At 62.5% G+C, this 16274-nt stretch carries 17 protein-coding genes; 12 read left to right on the top strand and 5 right to left on the bottom strand.

Translation table 11 applies throughout. The features are described from left to right. The first annotated feature begins 11 nt into the window (after positions 1 to 11). From ACTJK7_RS19615 to ACTJK7_RS19630, 4 genes are all read left to right on the top strand, one after another. A complete protein-coding gene (locus tag ACTJK7_RS19615; protein ID WP_323150539.1) occupies positions 12 to 1382 on the top strand; it encodes an aspartate aminotransferase family protein in 1371 nt (456 codons plus the stop codon). A 416-nt stretch (positions 1383 to 1798) separates the two neighbouring features. Further along, positions 1799 to 2776 (top strand): ABC transporter substrate-binding protein, encoded by a 978-nt coding sequence (locus ACTJK7_RS19620; protein ID WP_236196058.1) that lies wholly within the window; start codon positions 1799 to 1801, stop codon positions 2774 to 2776. Positions 2777 to 2786: 10 nt separating this feature from the next. Beyond that, a complete protein-coding gene (locus ACTJK7_RS19625; protein WP_007958721.1) occupies positions 2787 to 3590 on the top strand; it encodes an ABC transporter permease in 804 nt (267 codons plus the stop codon). Further along, positions 3578 to 4414: an ABC transporter ATP-binding protein gene (locus tag ACTJK7_RS19630; protein ID WP_085612572.1), complete on the top strand. Its 837-nt coding sequence runs from the start codon at positions 3578 to 3580 to the stop codon at positions 4412 to 4414. Before ACTJK7_RS19625 ends, ACTJK7_RS19630 begins: the two co-directional genes overlap by 13 nt. 2 nt (positions 4415 to 4416) lie before the next feature. Here ACTJK7_RS19630 and ACTJK7_RS19635 read toward each other — a convergent pair whose 3' ends face one another. Beyond that, positions 4417 to 5493, bottom strand: a complete 1077-nt coding sequence (locus ACTJK7_RS19635; protein ID WP_440780330.1) for an endonuclease/exonuclease/phosphatase family protein — start codon at positions 5491 to 5493, stop codon at positions 4417 to 4419. Positions 5494 to 5567: 74 nt separating this feature from the next. After that, positions 5568 to 6242: a YciC family protein gene (locus ACTJK7_RS19640; protein WP_108563717.1), complete on the bottom strand. Its 675-nt coding sequence runs from the start codon at positions 6240 to 6242 to the stop codon at positions 5568 to 5570. A gap of 178 nt (positions 6243 to 6420) precedes the next feature. Between ACTJK7_RS19640 and ACTJK7_RS19645 the strand changes: the two genes are divergently transcribed. The 3 genes from ACTJK7_RS19645 (at position 6421) to ACTJK7_RS19655 (ending at position 8442) form a co-directional block, all read left to right on the top strand. Beyond that, positions 6421 to 7179 carry a DUF2076 domain-containing protein gene (locus ACTJK7_RS19645; RefSeq protein WP_108563316.1) on the top strand — a complete coding sequence of 253 codons (759 nt, stop codon included), beginning with the start codon at positions 6421 to 6423 and terminating at the stop codon, positions 7177 to 7179. A gap of 137 nt (positions 7180 to 7316) precedes the next feature. Continuing rightward, entirely contained in the window at positions 7317 to 7796 is a 480-nt protein-coding gene (locus ACTJK7_RS19650; RefSeq protein WP_007958730.1) for an NYN domain-containing protein, read from the top strand. Between the two features lie 40 nt (positions 7797 to 7836). After that, positions 7837 to 8442, top strand: a complete 606-nt coding sequence (locus ACTJK7_RS19655) for a 3'-5' exonuclease (RefSeq protein WP_108563315.1) — start codon at positions 7837 to 7839, stop codon at positions 8440 to 8442. 164 nt (positions 8443 to 8606) lie between these two features. Here the strand turns inward: ACTJK7_RS19655 and ACTJK7_RS19660 are convergent, their stop codons facing one another. Next, positions 8607 to 9059 carry an Lrp/AsnC family transcriptional regulator gene (locus tag ACTJK7_RS19660; protein ID WP_064382148.1) on the bottom strand — a complete coding sequence of 151 codons (453 nt, stop codon included), beginning with the start codon at positions 9057 to 9059 and terminating at the stop codon, positions 8607 to 8609. Positions 9060 to 9223: 164 nt separating this feature from the next. Here ACTJK7_RS19660 and yedA point away from each other — a divergent pair, with 164 nt between their 5' ends. After that, positions 9224 to 10174, top strand: a complete 951-nt coding sequence (gene yedA / locus ACTJK7_RS19665; RefSeq protein ID WP_085655030.1) for a drug/metabolite exporter YedA — start codon at positions 9224 to 9226, stop codon at positions 10172 to 10174. Between the two features lie 52 nt (positions 10175 to 10226). Further along, the gene (locus ACTJK7_RS19670; protein WP_221615898.1) at positions 10227 to 11567 is read left to right on the top strand and encodes a DEAD/DEAH box helicase; all 1341 of its coding nucleotides are present in this window, start codon (positions 10227 to 10229) and stop codon (positions 11565 to 11567) included. A 51-nt stretch (positions 11568 to 11618) separates the two neighbouring features. On the opposite strand, the gene ACTJK7_RS19675 is transcribed toward ACTJK7_RS19670, so the two are convergent. Then, a complete protein-coding gene (locus ACTJK7_RS19675) occupies positions 11619 to 12878 on the bottom strand; it encodes a TIGR03862 family flavoprotein (RefSeq protein WP_440780331.1) in 1260 nt (419 codons plus the stop codon). A gap of 175 nt (positions 12879 to 13053) precedes the next feature. Then, positions 13054 to 13974: a histone deacetylase family protein gene (locus ACTJK7_RS19680; protein WP_011336057.1), complete on the bottom strand. Its 921-nt coding sequence runs from the start codon at positions 13972 to 13974 to the stop codon at positions 13054 to 13056. An 82-nt stretch (positions 13975 to 14056) separates the two neighbouring features. Here ACTJK7_RS19680 and ACTJK7_RS19685 point away from each other — a divergent pair, with 82 nt between their 5' ends. The 3 genes from ACTJK7_RS19685 (at position 14057) to ACTJK7_RS19695 (ending at position 16192) form a co-directional block, all read left to right on the top strand. Continuing rightward, on the top strand, positions 14057 to 14626 hold the full coding sequence (locus ACTJK7_RS19685) for a GNAT family N-acetyltransferase (RefSeq protein ID WP_108563314.1): 570 nt from the start codon (positions 14057 to 14059) through the stop codon (positions 14624 to 14626). A 106-nt stretch (positions 14627 to 14732) separates the two neighbouring features. Continuing rightward, entirely contained in the window at positions 14733 to 15602 is an 870-nt protein-coding gene (gene tesB, locus ACTJK7_RS19690) for an acyl-CoA thioesterase II (RefSeq protein ID WP_039771793.1), read from the top strand. Continuing rightward, positions 15599 to 16192, top strand: coding sequence for an HAD family hydrolase (locus ACTJK7_RS19695; RefSeq protein WP_108563313.1), 594 nt, complete (start codon positions 15599 to 15601; stop codon positions 16190 to 16192). Before tesB ends, ACTJK7_RS19695 begins: the two co-directional genes overlap by 4 nt. Positions 16193 to 16274 lie beyond the last annotated feature (82 nt).

Consider the following 16274-nt stretch of genomic DNA (forward strand, 5'->3'; position numbering starts at 1 on the left):
GAGATCCGGCGATGACCACCTCACGTGAAACCCGCGACTACCAGGCCGCCGATGCAGCGCACCACATTCATGCGTTCGTCGACCAGAAGGCCCTCAACGACGAAGGCCCACGGGTGATGGTGCGTGGTGATCGCCTGCACCTGTGGGACAACGATGGTCGGCGTTACCTCGACGGCATGTCCGGGCTGTGGTGCACCAACCTCGGTTACGGGCGCAAGGATCTGAACGCGGCGGCGAGCCGGCAACTGGAGCAGTTGCCGTACTACAACATGTTTTTCCACACCACCCACCCGCAGGTGATCGAGCTCTCCGAGCTGCTGTTCAGCCTGCTGCCGGGGCACTACAGCCACGCGATCTACACCAACTCCGGCTCCGAGGCCAACGAGGTGCTGATCCGTACCGTGCGCCGTTACTGGCAGGTGCTGGGCAAGCCCGAGAAGAAAATCATGATTGGCCGCTGGAACGGCTATCACGGTTCGACCCTGGCCGCGACGGCCCTCGGCGGCATGAAATTCATGCACGAAATGGGCGGGATGATTCCTGACATCGCGCACATCGACGAGCCGTACTTCTTCGCTCACGAAGGCAACCTGACGCCGGCTGAATTCGGCCTGCGGGCGGCGCAGCAACTGGAAGCGAAGATCCTCGAACTGGGCGCGGACAAGGTCGCCGGGTTCATCGCCGAACCGTTCCAGGGCGCGGGCGGGATGATCTTTCCGCCGGAAAGCTACTGGCCGGAAATCCAGCGCATCTGCCGCCAATACGACGTGCTGCTGTGCGCCGATGAAGTGATCGGCGGCTTCGGTCGCACCGGCGAATGGTTCGCTCACGAGTACTTCGGTTTCGAACCGGACACCCTGTCCATCGCCAAGGGCCTGACCTCCGGATACATCCCGATGGGCGGGCTGATCCTGTCGAAGAAAATGGCCGACGTGCTGGTGGAGCGGGGCGGTGTATTCGCGCACGGCCTGACCTATTCCGGGCACCCGGTGGCGGCGGCGGTGGCGATTGCCAACCTCAAGGCCCTGCGCGATGAAGGCGTGGTGACGCGGGTCAAGGACGATATCGGCCCGTACCTGCAACAGTGCCTGCGCGAGGTGTTCGGCAATCACCCGCTGGTGGGCGATATCCAGGGCACGGGCATGGTCGCGGCGTTGCAACTGGCCGAAGACAAGGCCACGCGCAAGCGCTTTGCCAATGAGAACGACATTGCCTGGCGCTGCCGTACGATCGGTTTTGAAGAGGGGGTGATCATTCGCTCGACACTGGGGCGGATGATCATGGCGCCGGCGTTGATTGCCAGTCGTGAAGAGATTGACGAACTGGTGGGCAAGACCCTGAAAGCGGTTGATCGTACGGCGCAGGAATACGGTCGCCTCTAACTCCCCAGATCGCTCGTTCCGTGTCCTGATCGTTCCCACGCTCTGCGTGGGAATGCCTCAAGGGACGCTCCGCGTTCCAGCTCTCGAATGGGACGCAGAGCGTCCCGGGCTGCATTCCCACGCGGACGGTTCGACGCCTCGACGTGGGAACGATCTCCGCCAGACTTTTTTCCAATCTGCACCCACCTCGGGCATCCCCGCCCGACGCGCCCTTTCGCGGTGCGCACTACCCAGTTTTTTCATCGTTCGCGTCTAACTATTTCCTCGTTTTCCTGACGCCAAGCCTGGGTCAACATCGATTTCGCCAGCCAAGGCATTGCCCGCCAGAGTCCAGCAGAGACCGCAGCGTGCATCCGCGCCGACGAGGCTGGGCGTACTGCCCATGACAACTAAATCAACAGCGTTGGGAGTGCTCCATGAACAAGTCCTTGTTTACCCGTCTTGCAGGTCCTCTGGCGATTTCCGCCCTCACCGTCACCGCCGCCCAGGCCGGCACCTTGTCGATCGGCCACACCACGTGGGTCGGTTACGGCACCCTGTATCTGGCCCAGGATCTGGGCTACTTCAAGGAAAACGGTCTGACCGTCGAATTGCCGGTGGTCGAAGAAGCGTCGATGTACATGGCCGCCCAGGCGTCCGGGCAATTGTCCGGCTCGGCCTCGACCATCGACGAAGTGCTGAAGTACCGCCCGCAGTTCTGCTTCAAGGCCGTGGCCGCGCTGGATGACAGCCATGGCGGCGATGGCGTGCTGGTCGGCAAGAACGTGAAGAGCCTGCAAGAACTCAAGGGCCAGGCCGTGGCCGTCAACGAAGGGTCGACCTCGCAGTTCTGGCTCTCGTACCTGCTGAAAAAGAACGGCATGAGCATGAGCGACATCACCGTGCAGAACATGACCGCTGACGATGCCGCCACCGCGTTCATCGCCGGTCGTGTGCCGGCCGCCGTGACCTGGGAGCCGCATCTGTCGATGGTGCGCGACAAGCAGCAGGGCAAGGTGCTGATCGACAGCAGCAGTACGCCGGGGGTGATCGTCGATGTGGTGGCGCTCAACTGCACGGTGATCGAGAAGCAGCCGGAGGACGTCAAGGCGCTGGTCGCCGGCCTCTACAAAGCAGTGCAGTTCACCAAGGACCATCCACAGAAAGCCTACGAAATCATGGCCAAGGGCGTCGGCGGTTACCTGTCCGATCCGAAGGAACTGGCCGCCGCCGCGCAAGGCGTGCGCTTCTACGATCAGGCCATGAGCGAAAAACTCCTTGGCTCGCCGGGCAAGCCGGGTGACAGCGCACCGCTGATCAAACTGGCCAACGAAACCGCCAGCGAATTGCAGGGCAAGCCCTACAACGTCAGCAACGACGATCTGGTGGATAACCGTTTCGTCAGCCCGCTCTAGGAGACTGCTCATGTTCAAGCGCAATTCATGGCTGAGCCGCTGCATCACGCCGAAGACCGGTTTGCCGGTGCCGGTGGTGTGGAGCGCCAGCGGTCTGGCCTGGGTGTTGCTGGTCGGCCTGTGGGCCGGGTTGTCCTACGGCGGCATCGTGCCGGGGATGTTCCTGCCCACACCGGGCGCGGTGGTTGAAGCCGCGGTGCGCCTGAGCCGCGACGGCACCCTTGGCCAGCATGTGTGGGCCAGTGTCGAAGTGGTGATGGTCGGTTTCATCGTGTCGTCGCTGGTGGCGGTGCCGCTGGGTTTGCTGATGGGCAGCTTTCGCATCGTCCAGGCGTTCCTCGAACCGCTGGTCAATTTCATCCGCTACCTGCCGGTGACCTCGTTCGTGCCGCTGTTCATCCTGTGGATCGGTATCGGTCTGGAGCAGCGGGTGTCGGTGATCATTTTCGGCGTGTTCTTCCAGCAACTGGTGATGATCGCGGATGTGTCCAAAGGCATCTCCAAGGACTTGATCAACGCCTCCTACACCCTCGGCTCCAACCGGCGTGACGCAGTGCTGCATGTGATCGCCCCGGCGTCGCTGCCCGGTGTGCTCGACACCCTGCGGGTGACCATGGGTTGGGCCTGGACCTATCTGGTGGTCGCCGAACTGGTCGCCGCTTCCAGTGGCCTCGGTTACTTGAGCCTCAAGGCCATGCGCGGCTTTCAAGTCGATGTGATTTTTCTCGCCATCGCGATCATCGGCCTGCTCGGCCTGGTCACCGATCAACTGTTCCGCTTCTTGCGTTTGAGGATTGCCGCATGGGCTCAGTAACCGCTGCCAACCGTCGTTTCATCGAGCCGGTCGCTGCACCGGCACTCGCTGCGCCAAGGTTGCAGGTGGACAAGGTCAGCCTGCGCTACACCAAACCCGGTGGCGGTACATTCACTGCGCTGGAAGAGGTGTCGTTCGAGGTGCCGGATCAGCAGTTCGCGGTGCTGGTCGGGCCGTCGGGCTGCGGCAAGTCGAGCTTGCTGTACCTCACCGCCGGCCTGGCCGAGCCGACTTCCGGCGAAATCTACGTCGGCGGCCAGCAAGTTCAGGGTCCCGGCGCGGATCGCGGGATGGTGTTCCAGAGCTACACGTTGTTCCCGTGGCTGACGGTGCGGCAGAACGTCGAATTCGGCCTCAAGCGTCGGGGCATGCCGGCGGCGCGGCGCAAGGAAATTGTCGATCACTATGTCCACGAAGTCGGCTTGTCAGGATTTGCCGACAACTACGCCAAGCAACTGTCCGGCGGCATGATGCAGCGGGTGGCGATTGCCCGGGCATTGGCCAACGATCCGCAGATCCTGCTGATGGACGAACCCTTCGGCGCCCTCGACAGCCAGACCCGTCTGCAAATGCAGCAGCTATTACTGCGGGTGTGGGGCAACAGCAAGAAAACCGTGCTGTTCGTCACTCACGACATCGACGAGGCGATCCTGCTCGGCGACCGGGTGTACGTGATGGGCGCCAGGCCTGGGCGGATCAAGCAGATTCTGGATGTGCCGATCGAGCGCCCACGCACGCTGGACATGGTGATGGAGCGCTCGTTCATCGACATGAAGCGGCAGATCTTCGGGCTGTTGCACGACGATCTCGAAGAGGCTCATTGAGGTCAGTTGGGTGGCAGGAGGAACCGCGCAATGACCGGCAAATGATCGGAAATGCGCAAGGTGTCGTCCTGCCGCACCGTGGCTTCGACCCGTTTGATCTTCGGACTGTAGAACAGGTAATCGACCGTGCGGTCCGGGCCGTTGAGGCCGGGGTCGTTGGGGTAATGGGTCAGCCACTTGGCGCGGTCGATGCCGCTGGCTTCGTTGTTGGTCGGGATCATCGGGTATTTGTCCCACAGCACATGCAGCGCACTGTCGGCGGAGTATGGCGTGCGCTGCTCGGTGGGCAGACGCCGGTACTGGCCGAGCGGCAGCAGGTTGAAGTCGCCACCGATGAGCCACGGCGTGCCGTGGCTTTCGTGTTTGTCGAGAACCTTGGCCACCGCTGTCACCTGCGCTTGCAAGGTGTCGTCCGGTTGGGTGGCGCGATCCAGATGGGTGTTGAACACCACCAGTTGCCCGCCATCGCTGAGCGGCAGGGTGGTGGCGAGCAGGGCATCTTTCGGCTGGAACTGACGGCTGATGAGGTTCGCCGGCTGCACCGGCAATTGCAGGCGCTCGGCGTGTTCGATGCGGAAGCGGCTGAGGGTGGCGAGTTGCCGGCCGACGCTGCCGAAGATGTGCGGATCCGGGACGAAATCGGCCTTCCAGTCGAAGGCGTGGGCGCTGCACGGGTAGAGGTCGGTCAGACGCTCCTGCAACAGCTTGAGCTGGTTCTGATAGTCGCTGGCCTTGGCGCCGTCATCCAGTTCCTGCAACAGCACCACGTCGGGCTGTTCGTCGCGGATCACCCGCGCCACCTCATCGAGGCTGAAGGCCATGTCTTCCGGAGTCGGGGCTTCGTCGTCGCCTTGCGCCAGGTCATTCCAGAACACGTAGCGCTTGCCGGCCAGGTATTGCACGTTCCAGGTCATGACCTTCAGGGCCTGGCCGGGCACCAGCGTCGGCGGTTGACCGGTGCAGCTGACCGGCAGGGTTTCCCGGGCGTCGGGGCGCCAGGTCAGGCTGTAGATCAGCGTGCCGATCAGGGCGAGGGCGAGCAGTACGGGCAACAGGATGTAGCGCAGTAGACGGGTCATGGCTCGGCTTATAGCGATACGGAAGTGGTCCCGAGCATACCCGAGACCCATCGATCACCCCAAGCTCGGTGCAGTCAGACTATTCCGTCACGTTTGTCGGGCAATTCGCTGATCAGCATGAACAGGCGGAACAGCACCACGCTGGTGAACAGTTGCAGGAAGCTGTGGCCGCTGTCGATCAGCACCGCGATCAACGGATTCTGTGGATCCGGATAAACCTGCAGGGTCAGGCCCTTGAGCAGCCACAACGGCCCCATCACACACAGGATGCACACCAGAATCCGCAGAAAATGCCCACGGCTCAGGCGCAGACTCTCCTTCATCGCCTGCAACGGACCGTAACCGCGCAGCACCAACAGGTATTCACCGAAGGCCAGAGTGACCATCAGCCACAGCCCCGGCAGGAAATACAGCGACAGCCCGAGCAGGATCAGCAAGGTGTTCAGCGCAGTGAGCACCGCGAAGCGCGGCCACAGGCGAGCGGCCATTGCCAGCAGGTCGAGGGTTTGCGGGGATTCGCCACGGGTGCGGCCATCGAGAAACAGAATCAGCGCGGCGGTGTACAGCGGATACACCAGCAGGCCGACGATCACGCTGATGGCCGAGTAACCATCCGGGTCGCTGGCATGGTCGACCACCTGTTGCAGCGCGGCTTCGAAAATCACCAGCGGCAGACACAACTGGACGATCCGGCCCAGATTGCGTTTGAAGAAATACAGGGAGTCGCGCAGCACATCGAAGGCATTCATCAGTCGGTATCGCAGGTCAAAAACAGTGGCCCACTTTAACCGATGATCCGTTTCGCTGCGCAAACGTAAACGTTCGGTAAAGGTCATTGAAACATTCTGTTGCTGCCTCCATTACAGAGGTGCGCCTTCTCCGACGTGGAGGAGGGCAACGTTATCCCCGGCAATCTACGAGGTCGCCATGAACAGCGAAGAACAAACCCTGATCGATGGACTGTTTTCCCGGCTGCAACAGGCCGAAACGGAGGCAGCCCCGCGCGACGCCCAGGCCGAGGCGCGGATCAAGGAACACCTGACGCGCCAGCCGGCCGCAGGTTATTTCATGACCCAGGCGATTCTGGTGCAGGAGGCTGCCCTCAAGAGCCTCGACGAACAAAACAAACAACTGACTCAACAGGTCAAGCAATTGCAGGCCGAACTGCAATCGGCCAAGGCGCAGAGCGCGCCGCCGGCCTCCAGCGGTGGTGGCTTCCTGTCGAGCATCTTCGGTGGCAGCAGCTCGCGCCCGGCGCCGACCCAGAGCGCCCCGGCGTCCACCGGCGGCTGGCGTGAGCCGGCACCGCAGCAGAACTTCGGTGCGCCCGCGCCACAACAGAACTTCGGCGCGCCACCTCCGGGTTATGGCCAGCAACAAGCGGCCCCGGCAGCCGGCAGCAGCTTCCTCGGCGGCGCCCTGAAAACGGCGGCCGGTGTGGCCGGTGGCGTGATGCTGGCGCAAGGCATCAGCAGCCTGTTCCATCACAACCAGCAGCCGGAAGAAATCGTCGAAGTCATCAAGGAAGAGCCGGCCCAGGTCAACGACCAGAGCAACAACGGCTGGGGCGATGACCAGCGCATGGCCAACAATGACTCCTACGGTAATGACCAGAGCGGCTTTACCGACACCGACTACAGCGATGACAACTCATCGTTCTTCGATGACGACGATTCCTTCGTCTGATTCACCATTCGTCCGGGGCGCCTGATCGCCCCGGGCCGATTATTCGCGGAACCTTCCTTCGGGCTGGCATACTGAGCGCCTTTTTCGGGCCTGGTGCCTGATCCGGCTCATGCGCGTCAGCGCTCACAGGAACTCCGGTGAAAAAAATCGCAGTGTTCGCCGATGTGCAGAACCTCTACTACACCGTGCGTCAGGCCTATGGATGCCACTTCAATTACGCGGCGCTGTGGGCGGATGTCAGCCAGCACGGGCAGATCGTCGAGGCCTACGCCTATGCGATCGACCGGGGCGACAGCAAACAGCAGCAGTTCCAGCAGATCCTGCGCAACCTCGGTTTCACCGTAAAACTCAAACCCTACATCCAGCGCAGTGACGGCTCGGCCAAGGGCGACTGGGACGTGGGCATCACCCTCGACATCATGGACGCCGCCGACCACGTCGACGAAATCGTCCTGGCCTCCGGTGACGGCGACTTCGACATGCTGCTCGAACGCATCATCAACAAACACGGCGTGCAAGCGGTGGCCTACGGCGTTCCCGGCCTGACGGCCAACTCGCTGATCCGCGCCGCCAGCCGTTATGTGCCGATCGAAGGCGCACTGCTGTTGAAAAACTGAGCGTTGCTCAAGAATTGATTTGAACGGAGTTGAACCCGGTTTGGAACGCATTGCAGTCATCGACTTTGAAACCACCGGCATCTCGCCGAGCAGCAGCTGCCGGGCCACGGAAATTGCCGTGGTCATGCTCGAAAACGGCCGCATCGTCGAGCGTTACCAGAGCCTGATGAACGCCGGCGTCCGCGTCCCGGCCTTCATCGAACAACTCACTGGCATCAGCAACGCCATGCTGCGCACCGCGCCTTCGGCGGAAAAGGTGATGAACGAAGTCAACGAATTCGTCGGCTGCACACCCCTGCTGGCGCACAACGCCGCGTTCGACCAGAAGTTCTGGGACTTCGAACTGGGCCGGATCAAACGCACCCGTTTGCAGAACTTTGCCTGCTCGCTGCTGCTGGCTCGGCGCTTGATGCCCGCGGCGCCGAACCACAAGCTCGGTACGCTCACCACGTTTGCCCAGTTGCCGCATACCGGCCAGGCGCACCGGGCGATGGCGGATGCGGAGATGGCGGCGAATTTGCTGGCGCATCTGGCGGATGAGTTGCGGGGCAAGCATGGGGTGCGGGAGCTATCGCACGACTTGCTGTGCAAGTTGCAGAAAGTCCCGGCTGCCAAGGTCGGCGAGCACCTGCAACGCTATCGCTGATTTTCAGGCAAACACATTTCCCTGTTGATCGTTCCCACGTCGAGGCGTCGAACCGTCCGCGTGGGAATGCAGCCCGGGACGCTCCGCGTCCCTTCCAAAGCCGAACGCGGAGCGTCCGTTGAGGCATTCCCACGCAGAGCGTGGGAACGAGCGGGACGGGAAGGTTACTTTCCGTTCCCTTCGATATGCCCCAACGGCACCCGCTTCTCTATCGCACTCGACAACACGATCGACGTTTTGCTGAACCCGAATTTCGCCACCCGGTTGATCAGCTCTTCCAGCTCGGTCATCGAGCCCACGGCGGCCTGCATGATCACGCACGGGTCGCCGGTGACGCGGTGGCATTCGGTCAGTTGCGGAATTCTGATCAGTTCGTCGTACACCTTCGGATTGCCGTGCTGGTTCAGGCGCAGTTCGATGACGCACTGGATCGGCAGGCCGAGCTTGGCCATGTCGACTTTGGCCGAGTAGCCGGTGATGACGCCGCTGGCCTCAAGTTTGGCCACGCGCTCGGCGACGGCGGGGGCGGAGAGGTTCACTTTGCGGGCGAGGTCGGCGTAGGACGCGCGACCGTTTTCGAGCAGGGCGCCGAGCAGCATGCGGTCGTATTTGTCCAAGGTCGGACTCCTGAAAATGCCAGACTTTCGAAATCGCGGTTTTGGCCGTCGATCTCCGTGTTTTCAAAAGTGTACCGGCGCTATAAACAGGTTTTGTAACTTATTTTTAGCGGTTGGCCTTTCTAGAATAACCCATCCCCTGAGTCTGACTTTTCGAGCTGCCCATGTCTGCCTTGCGCCGTTTTTCCTTGCCCTTGATCGCTGCGTTTTTTGCGTTGTACGTGATTTGGGGATCGACCTATCTGGTGATCCGCATCGGCGTCGAATACTGGCCGCCGCTGATGCTCGGCGGTGTGCGCTTCGTGATTGCCGGCACGCTGATGTACGCGTTCCTGCGCTGGCGCGGGGCACCGGCGCCGACCTGGGCGCAGTGGAAAGCGGCGGGGATCATCGGGATTTTGTTGCTGAGCTTCGGCAACGGCGCGGTGACGCTGGCCGAGCACAGCGGCGTGGCGTCGGGTGTTGCTGCGCTGGCGGTGGCGACCGTGCCGCTGTTCACTTTGCTCTGCGGTTATCTCTGGGGGGCGCGCAACACCCGCCTGGAGTGGGCCGGGGTGGTGATGGGGATTATCGGTATCGCGATGCTCAACATGGGCTCCAACCTGCAATCGAGTCCGCTGGGCGCGGCGTTGCTGATTTTCGCGGCGGCGAGCTGGGCGTTCGGTTCGGTGTGGAGCAAACATCTGCCGTTGCCTCAGGGCGCGATGGCCAGTGCCGTGGAGATGTTGGTCGGTGGCGTGGTGCTGTTGATCGGCAGCGCGGCGAGCGGTGAACACCTGCAGGCCATGCCGCCGCTGGAAGGCTGGCTGGCGCTGGTGTATCTGATCTTCTTCGGCTCGATCATCGCCTTCAACGCTTACATGTATCTGTTGAAAAACGTTCGTCCGGCGGCAGCCACCAGTTATGCCTACGTCAACCCGGCGGTGGCGGTGTTGCTGGGGATCGTGTTTGTCGGCGAGACCATCGGCATCGAAGAAGCGCTGGCAATGCTGGTGATCATTGGCGCGGTGGTGCTGATCAGTCTGCCGCAGTGGCGGCGTCCGGCGCGGCCGTCGGTGGTTAGCGAGTCGGCTGCCGCAGCGAAGGTCATAGCGACGGAGCAGCGTGCGAATTAGGGTAAACTGCGCGCCATCGCACACATGCTCTGATTTTTCCTACGGTACTCCCATGACTTTCGCCACCCTTGGCCTGATCGAACCCTTGCTGCGCTCCCTCGAGAAGCTCGGCTACCAGACCCCGACGCCGGTGCAGGCCCAAGCCATTCCGGCCGTGCTGGCCGGTCGCGACCTGATGGCCGCGGCCCAGACCGGCACCGGCAAGACCGCCGGTTTTGCCTTGCCGCTGCTGCAACTGCTGGCGATGGAAGGGCCGAAAGTCACCGCCAACTCGGTGCGCGCGCTGATTCTGGTGCCGACCCGCGAGCTGGCCGAGCAAGTTCACGAAGCCGTGCGCCAGTACGCTGAAAATCTGCCGCTACGCACGTACGCAGTGTATGGCGGCGTCAGCATCAACCCGCAAATGATGAAGCTGCGTGGCGGCGTCGATCTGCTGGTCGCGACGCCGGGCCGTCTGCTCGACCTGTTCCGTCAGAACGCGCTGAAGTTCAACCAGCTGCAAACCCTGGTGCTGGACGAAGCCGACCGCATGCTCGACCTGGGCTTTTCCGAAGAGCTGGCGAACATTTACCGCGCGCTGCCGAAGAAACGTCAGACGTTGCTGTTCTCCGCAACCTTCTCCGATGACATCCGCCTGTTGGCCGGGCAGATGCTCAACGATCCGCAGAGCATCGAAGTCAGCCCGCGCAACGTGGCCGCCAACACCGTCAAGCAGTGGGTGGTGACGGTAGACAAGAAGCGCAAGCCGGAACTGTTCGTGCACCTGATGCGCAAGAACAAGTGGAAGCAAGTGCTGGTGTTTGCCAAGACCCGTAATGGTGTGGACGCGCTGGTCGAGAAACTTCAGGGCCTGGGCGTGAACGCCGACGGGATCCACGGCGACAAGCCGCAAGCGACCCGGCAGCGGGCGCTGGATCGTTTCAAACTGAGCGAAGTGCAGATTCTGGTGGCCACCGACGTGGCGGCCCGTGGTCTGGATATCGAAGACCTGCCGCTGGTGGTCAACTTTGATCTGCCGATCGTTGCCGAGGATTACATTCACCGTATCGGCCGGACTGGCCGCGCGGGTTCGACCGGTGAGGCGATTTCGCTGGTGTGCGCTGATGAAGTGAACATGTTGTCGGCGATTGAAATGCTGACTCGCAGCACATTGAAGCGTGAGATTGAGCCGGATTTCGTGCCCGAGCACCGCGTGCCGGACACCGATGCCAGTGGTCAGGTGATCAAGAAGCCGAAGAAACCGAAAAAGCCCAAGGCTTCCGGTGGCGGCGGTGGCAAGCGCAATCTGGGCAAGTGGGTGGACAGCGGCGAGACTCAGGCGCCGGAGCCTTCGATCAAGCCTGTGCGCAAGGTGCCGGTGTTCAATACCGGGCCGCGTAAGCGTAAGCCATAAGGGCAGCGGCGAGTTTCAAGCTGCAAGCTACGAGTCAAGGGCGGTTTGTCGTTAGCTTTTGGCTTGTAGCTTGCCGCTGTTGTTGAGCCACTTCAGCATTCCAGCTCCGGCCGCCCGGCCACTGGCAAAACACGCCGTCAGCAAATACCCCCCAGTCGGCGCTTCCCAATCCAGCATTTCCCCCGCACAAAACACCCCCGGCAACGCCTTGAGCATCATCCGCTCATCCATCGCCTCGAACGTCACCCCGCCGGCACTGCTGATCGCCTCATCCAGCGGCCGGGTTTTCACCAGCGTCAGCGGCAAGGCCTTGATCGCCCGGGCCAGCAGCGCCGGATCGGCGAAGGTTGCGGCATCAGTGAGTTCCCGCAACAACGCCGCTTTCACCCCATCAATCCCCACCTGACTGTGCAGATGCTTGGCCATCGAGCGCGAACCCCGTGGTTTGCTCAATGCCGCCTGCAATTTATCCACAGGGCGGCCGGGCAGCAGGTCGATGTGAATGGTCGCGGCACCGTGGACATTGATCGCCTCACGTATCGGCGCCGACAACGCGTAGATCAAACTGCCCTCGATCCCGGTCGCGGTAATCACGCATTCACCCAGACGCGGAACATCGTCGTTCAAACCGATGGCGATATTTTTCAGCGGCGCGCCGGCGAATTTGCTGACCATCACTTCGCTCCAGGCCTGCACCTCGAAGCCGCAATTGCTTGGCTGCAAGGGCGCCAATCCTACGCCGCGCTGCTCCAGCGGCAGCATCCACGCGCCGTCGGAACCAAGCCGCGACCAGCTACCGCCGCCGAGGGCGAGCAAGGTGGCGTCGGGGTTGAGGGTTTTCTCGCCTTCCGGGCTGTCGATGCGCAGCGCGCCGTTTTCATCCCAGCCGAGCCAGCGGTGACGGGTGTGGATAACCACGCCGCTGTCGCGCAGGCGCTTGAGCCAGGCGCGCAGCAATGGCGCGGCTTTCATGTCGGTGGGGAACACCCGGCCAGAGCTGCCGACGAAGGTTTCGATGCCCAGATCGTGAATCCAGCGGCACAGTGCGTCGGCGTCGAACGCGCGCAACAGCGGGGCGATGTTCGGGGCGCGTTCGGCGTAGCGCGAGAGGAAGGCCGGCCAGGCTTCGGAATGGGTGATGTTCATGCCGCCGACCCCGGCCAGCAGGAACTTGCGGCCCACCGAGGGCATGCCGTCGTACAGGTCGACGCGGACTCCGCCCTGGCTCAGCACTTCGGCGGCCATCAGGCCGGCGGGGCCACCGCCGATGATGGCGACGTGAGCGGAAGGGGCGGCGGAAGTCTGGGTCATGGCAGCGGCAATAGCGTGGCGGAATAAGCCGCGCATTCTAGCAGCAGCGGCCATCGTCAGGCCTGATCAAAAAACAACCAGCGCGCTGCAGGCCATGTTCAGCATGGTCTGTAGTCCCTTTCGCTCAGGTTATCCACAGGCCGTTCCACAGCCATTGTGGGTAACGCAGCACAACTCAATGACAACCCGATGACTGCCAGACGCGCTGCGCACTGTGATGCAGGATGCCGTGGCGGCGGGCGAGGGCGTGGCGATCCTTGCTGTAACCGCCGCCGATCACCCCGACCACCGGGATGTCGCGGCCCAGGCAGTGGCGCATCACGCTTTCATCGCGGGCGGCGACGCCTTCGTCGGTCAGTTGCAGATAACCGAGGGCGTCGTCCTTGTGCACGTCGACGCCGGCGTCGTACAGCACCAGATCCGGCTGATACAGCGGCAGCAGATAGTTGAGCGCGTCATCGACAACCTTCAAGTAGTCGGCGTCGCCCATGCCGTTGGGCAGCGGAATGTCCCAGTCGCTTTCGGCCTTGCGTGCAGGAAAGTTCTTCTCGCAGTGCAGGGAAACGGTGATCGCTTCCGGGGTGTTGTGCAGAATTCGTGCAGTGCCGTCGCCCTGATGCACGTCGCAGTCGAAGATCAGTACCCGGTTCACCCGGCCGCTTTGCAGCAGGTAGTGGCTGATGATCGCCAGGTCATTGAAGATGCAGAACCCGGCGGGGTAATCGTAATGGGCGTGATGGGTGCCGCCGGCGAGATGACAGGCCAAGCCATGTTCCAGGGCTTTTTCCGCCGCCAGAATCGAACCGCCGACCGCCCGCACCGTGCGCCGGGCCAGCGCTTCGTTCCACGGCAGACCGAGGCGCCGCTGGTCTTCGCGGGACAACTCGCCACTCATGTAGCGCTCGATATAACTGCGGTCATGGGCCAGGGCGAGAATGTCGGCGGGGCACAGTTCAGGGCGCAGCAGGTCTTCGTCGCGGGTCAGGCCGCTGTCCACCAGGTGATCGCGCAGCAGGCGGAACTTGTCCATGGGAAAGCGGTGATCCGCCGGAAATTCCGGGCTGTAGTCTTCGTGGTAGATCAGCGGCAACGGCATGGTGGACTATTCATAAAGGCTGCAGGAAAGAGTGCAAAGCCTAACAGCGATGTAGACTGACGGCATCAAGCGGAGGGGCGGGATGGAACCGATACTGGAGCTGGAAAGCGCAAGGCTGCTGATGCGCCAATGGCAGGACGAAGATTTGTCGGCGTTCGCGGCAATGTGTGCCGACCCGCAGGTGATGCGCTACTTCCCCGCGCCCTTGAGCCGGCTGGAAAGCGCCGCGCTGATCGGCCGGGTACGCGGGCATTTTGCCGAGCACGGTTACGGCCTGTGGGCGCTGGAGCGCAAGGACAGCGGCGAGTTCATCGGTTTTACCGGGCTCGGCGTGGTCGGCTTCGATGCGCCGTTCACCCCGGCGGTGGAAATCGGCTGGCGGCTGGCCAAGGAACACTGGGGCCTGGGATATGCCAGCGAGGCGGCATGGACCGCGCTGCGCTGCGGTTTCGACCGGTTGGCCCTGAAGGAGATCGTGTCCTTCACCGCGCAGAGCAATCTGCCGTCGGAAAAAGTCATGCAGGCGATCGGCATGCATCACGATCCAGCCGACGATTTTGATCACCCGAAACTGGCTGTCGACCATCCGCTGCGTCGACATGTGTTGTACCGCATCACCCGGGAGCAATGGCTGCAGACCTTGCATGGCTAAGCCGACACGGACGTTTACAATGGCGCGATCAGTGGCTCGCGCCAGAATCTGAATTGGCCGTCGCAGCCAGGACTGCGCGGCATAGCGTTGTGTGAGGAGAGTCTGAATGAGCCAAGTGTTGGAAGATCTGGTGGATCTGCTGACCCTCGAACCGATCGAGGAAAACCTGTTCCGTGGTCGCAGTCAGGATCTGGGATTTCGCCAGTTGTTCGGCGGCCAGGTGCTCGGCCAGTCGCTGTCGGCGGCCAGTCAGACCGTTGAAGAAGCGCGTCATGTGCATTCGATGCACGGTTATTTCCTGCGTCCGGGCGATGCCAAGTTACCGGTGGTCTACTCGGTGGACCGCGTGCGCGACGGCGGCAGTTTCAGCACCCGCCGCGTGACGGCGATCCAGAAAGGCCACCCGATTTTTACCTGCAGCGCTTCGTTTCAGTACGACGAAGAAGGCTTTGAACACCAGAGCCAGATGCCGCAAGTGGTCGGCCCGGAAAACCTGCCGTCGGAGCTGGAACTGACCCAGCAACGCGCGCACCTGATCCCGGAACACATGCGCGAAAAGCTGTTGTGCCCCAAGCCGATCGAAGTGCGCCCGGTCACTGAAAAAGACCCGTATAACCCGCAACCGGCAGATCCGATCAAGTACGTGTGGTTCCGTGCCGATGGCGCGTTGGCCGACATCCCGGCGCTGCACAAATATCTGCTGGCCTACGCCTCGGACTTCGGTCTGCTGACCACCTCGATGCTGCCCCACGGCAAATCGGTCTGGCAGAAAGACATGCAGGTCGCCAGCCTCGACCACGCGTTGTGGTTCCACAACGATCTGCGCGCCGATGACTGGTTGCTCTACGCCATGGACAGCCCATGGGCCGGCAACTCTCGCGGGTTCTCCCGTGGCAGCGTGTTCAACCGCGCCGGGCAACTGGTGGCGTCGGTGACCCAGGAAGGCCTGATCCGTCATCGCAAGGACTGGGCATGAGTCTGGCGGAGGTGCGGCACTGGGTGTTCGACATGGACGGCACCCTGACCGTCGCCGTGCACGACTTCGCGGCGATTCGCGTGGCGCTGGCGATCCCGCCGGAGGATGACATCCTCACCCACCTCGCGGCGTTGCCTGCCGAGGAAGCAGCGGCGAAACACGCGTGGCTGCTGGAACATGAGCGGGATCTGGCGCTCGGCTCGACCCCGGCGGTCGGCGCCGTGGAGCTGGTGCGCGACCTGCACGCCCGGGGTTATCGCCTCGGCATCCTTACCCGCAATGCGCGGGAGCTGGCCCATGTGACGCTGGAGGCCATCGGCCTGGCCGACTGCTTCGCGGTGGAGGATGTGCTGGGCCGCGATGAAGCACAGCCAAAACCGCATCCGGGGGGGCTACTGAAACTGGCCGAGGCCTGGCAAGTGCCGGCTAACGAGATGGTGATGGTCGGTGATTACCGGTTTGATCTTGATTGCGGTCGTGCCGCGGGGGCGCACACGGTGCTGGTGAACCTGCCGGACAATCCATGGCCGGAGTTGACCGACTGGCATGCGAAGGATTGTGTGGAGTTGCGGCAGATGTTGTTCGCCTGATTCATCGGTCGTCGGAGCGGGCCCCATCGCTGGCAAGCCAGCTCCCACAGGGATTTGTAGCGGATACAGAATTTGTATTCAC

This window comes from Pseudomonas sp. 22085, from assembly GCF_052045815.1.
Lineage (GTDB): Bacteria > Pseudomonadota > Gammaproteobacteria > Pseudomonadales > Pseudomonadaceae > Aquipseudomonas > Aquipseudomonas glycinae.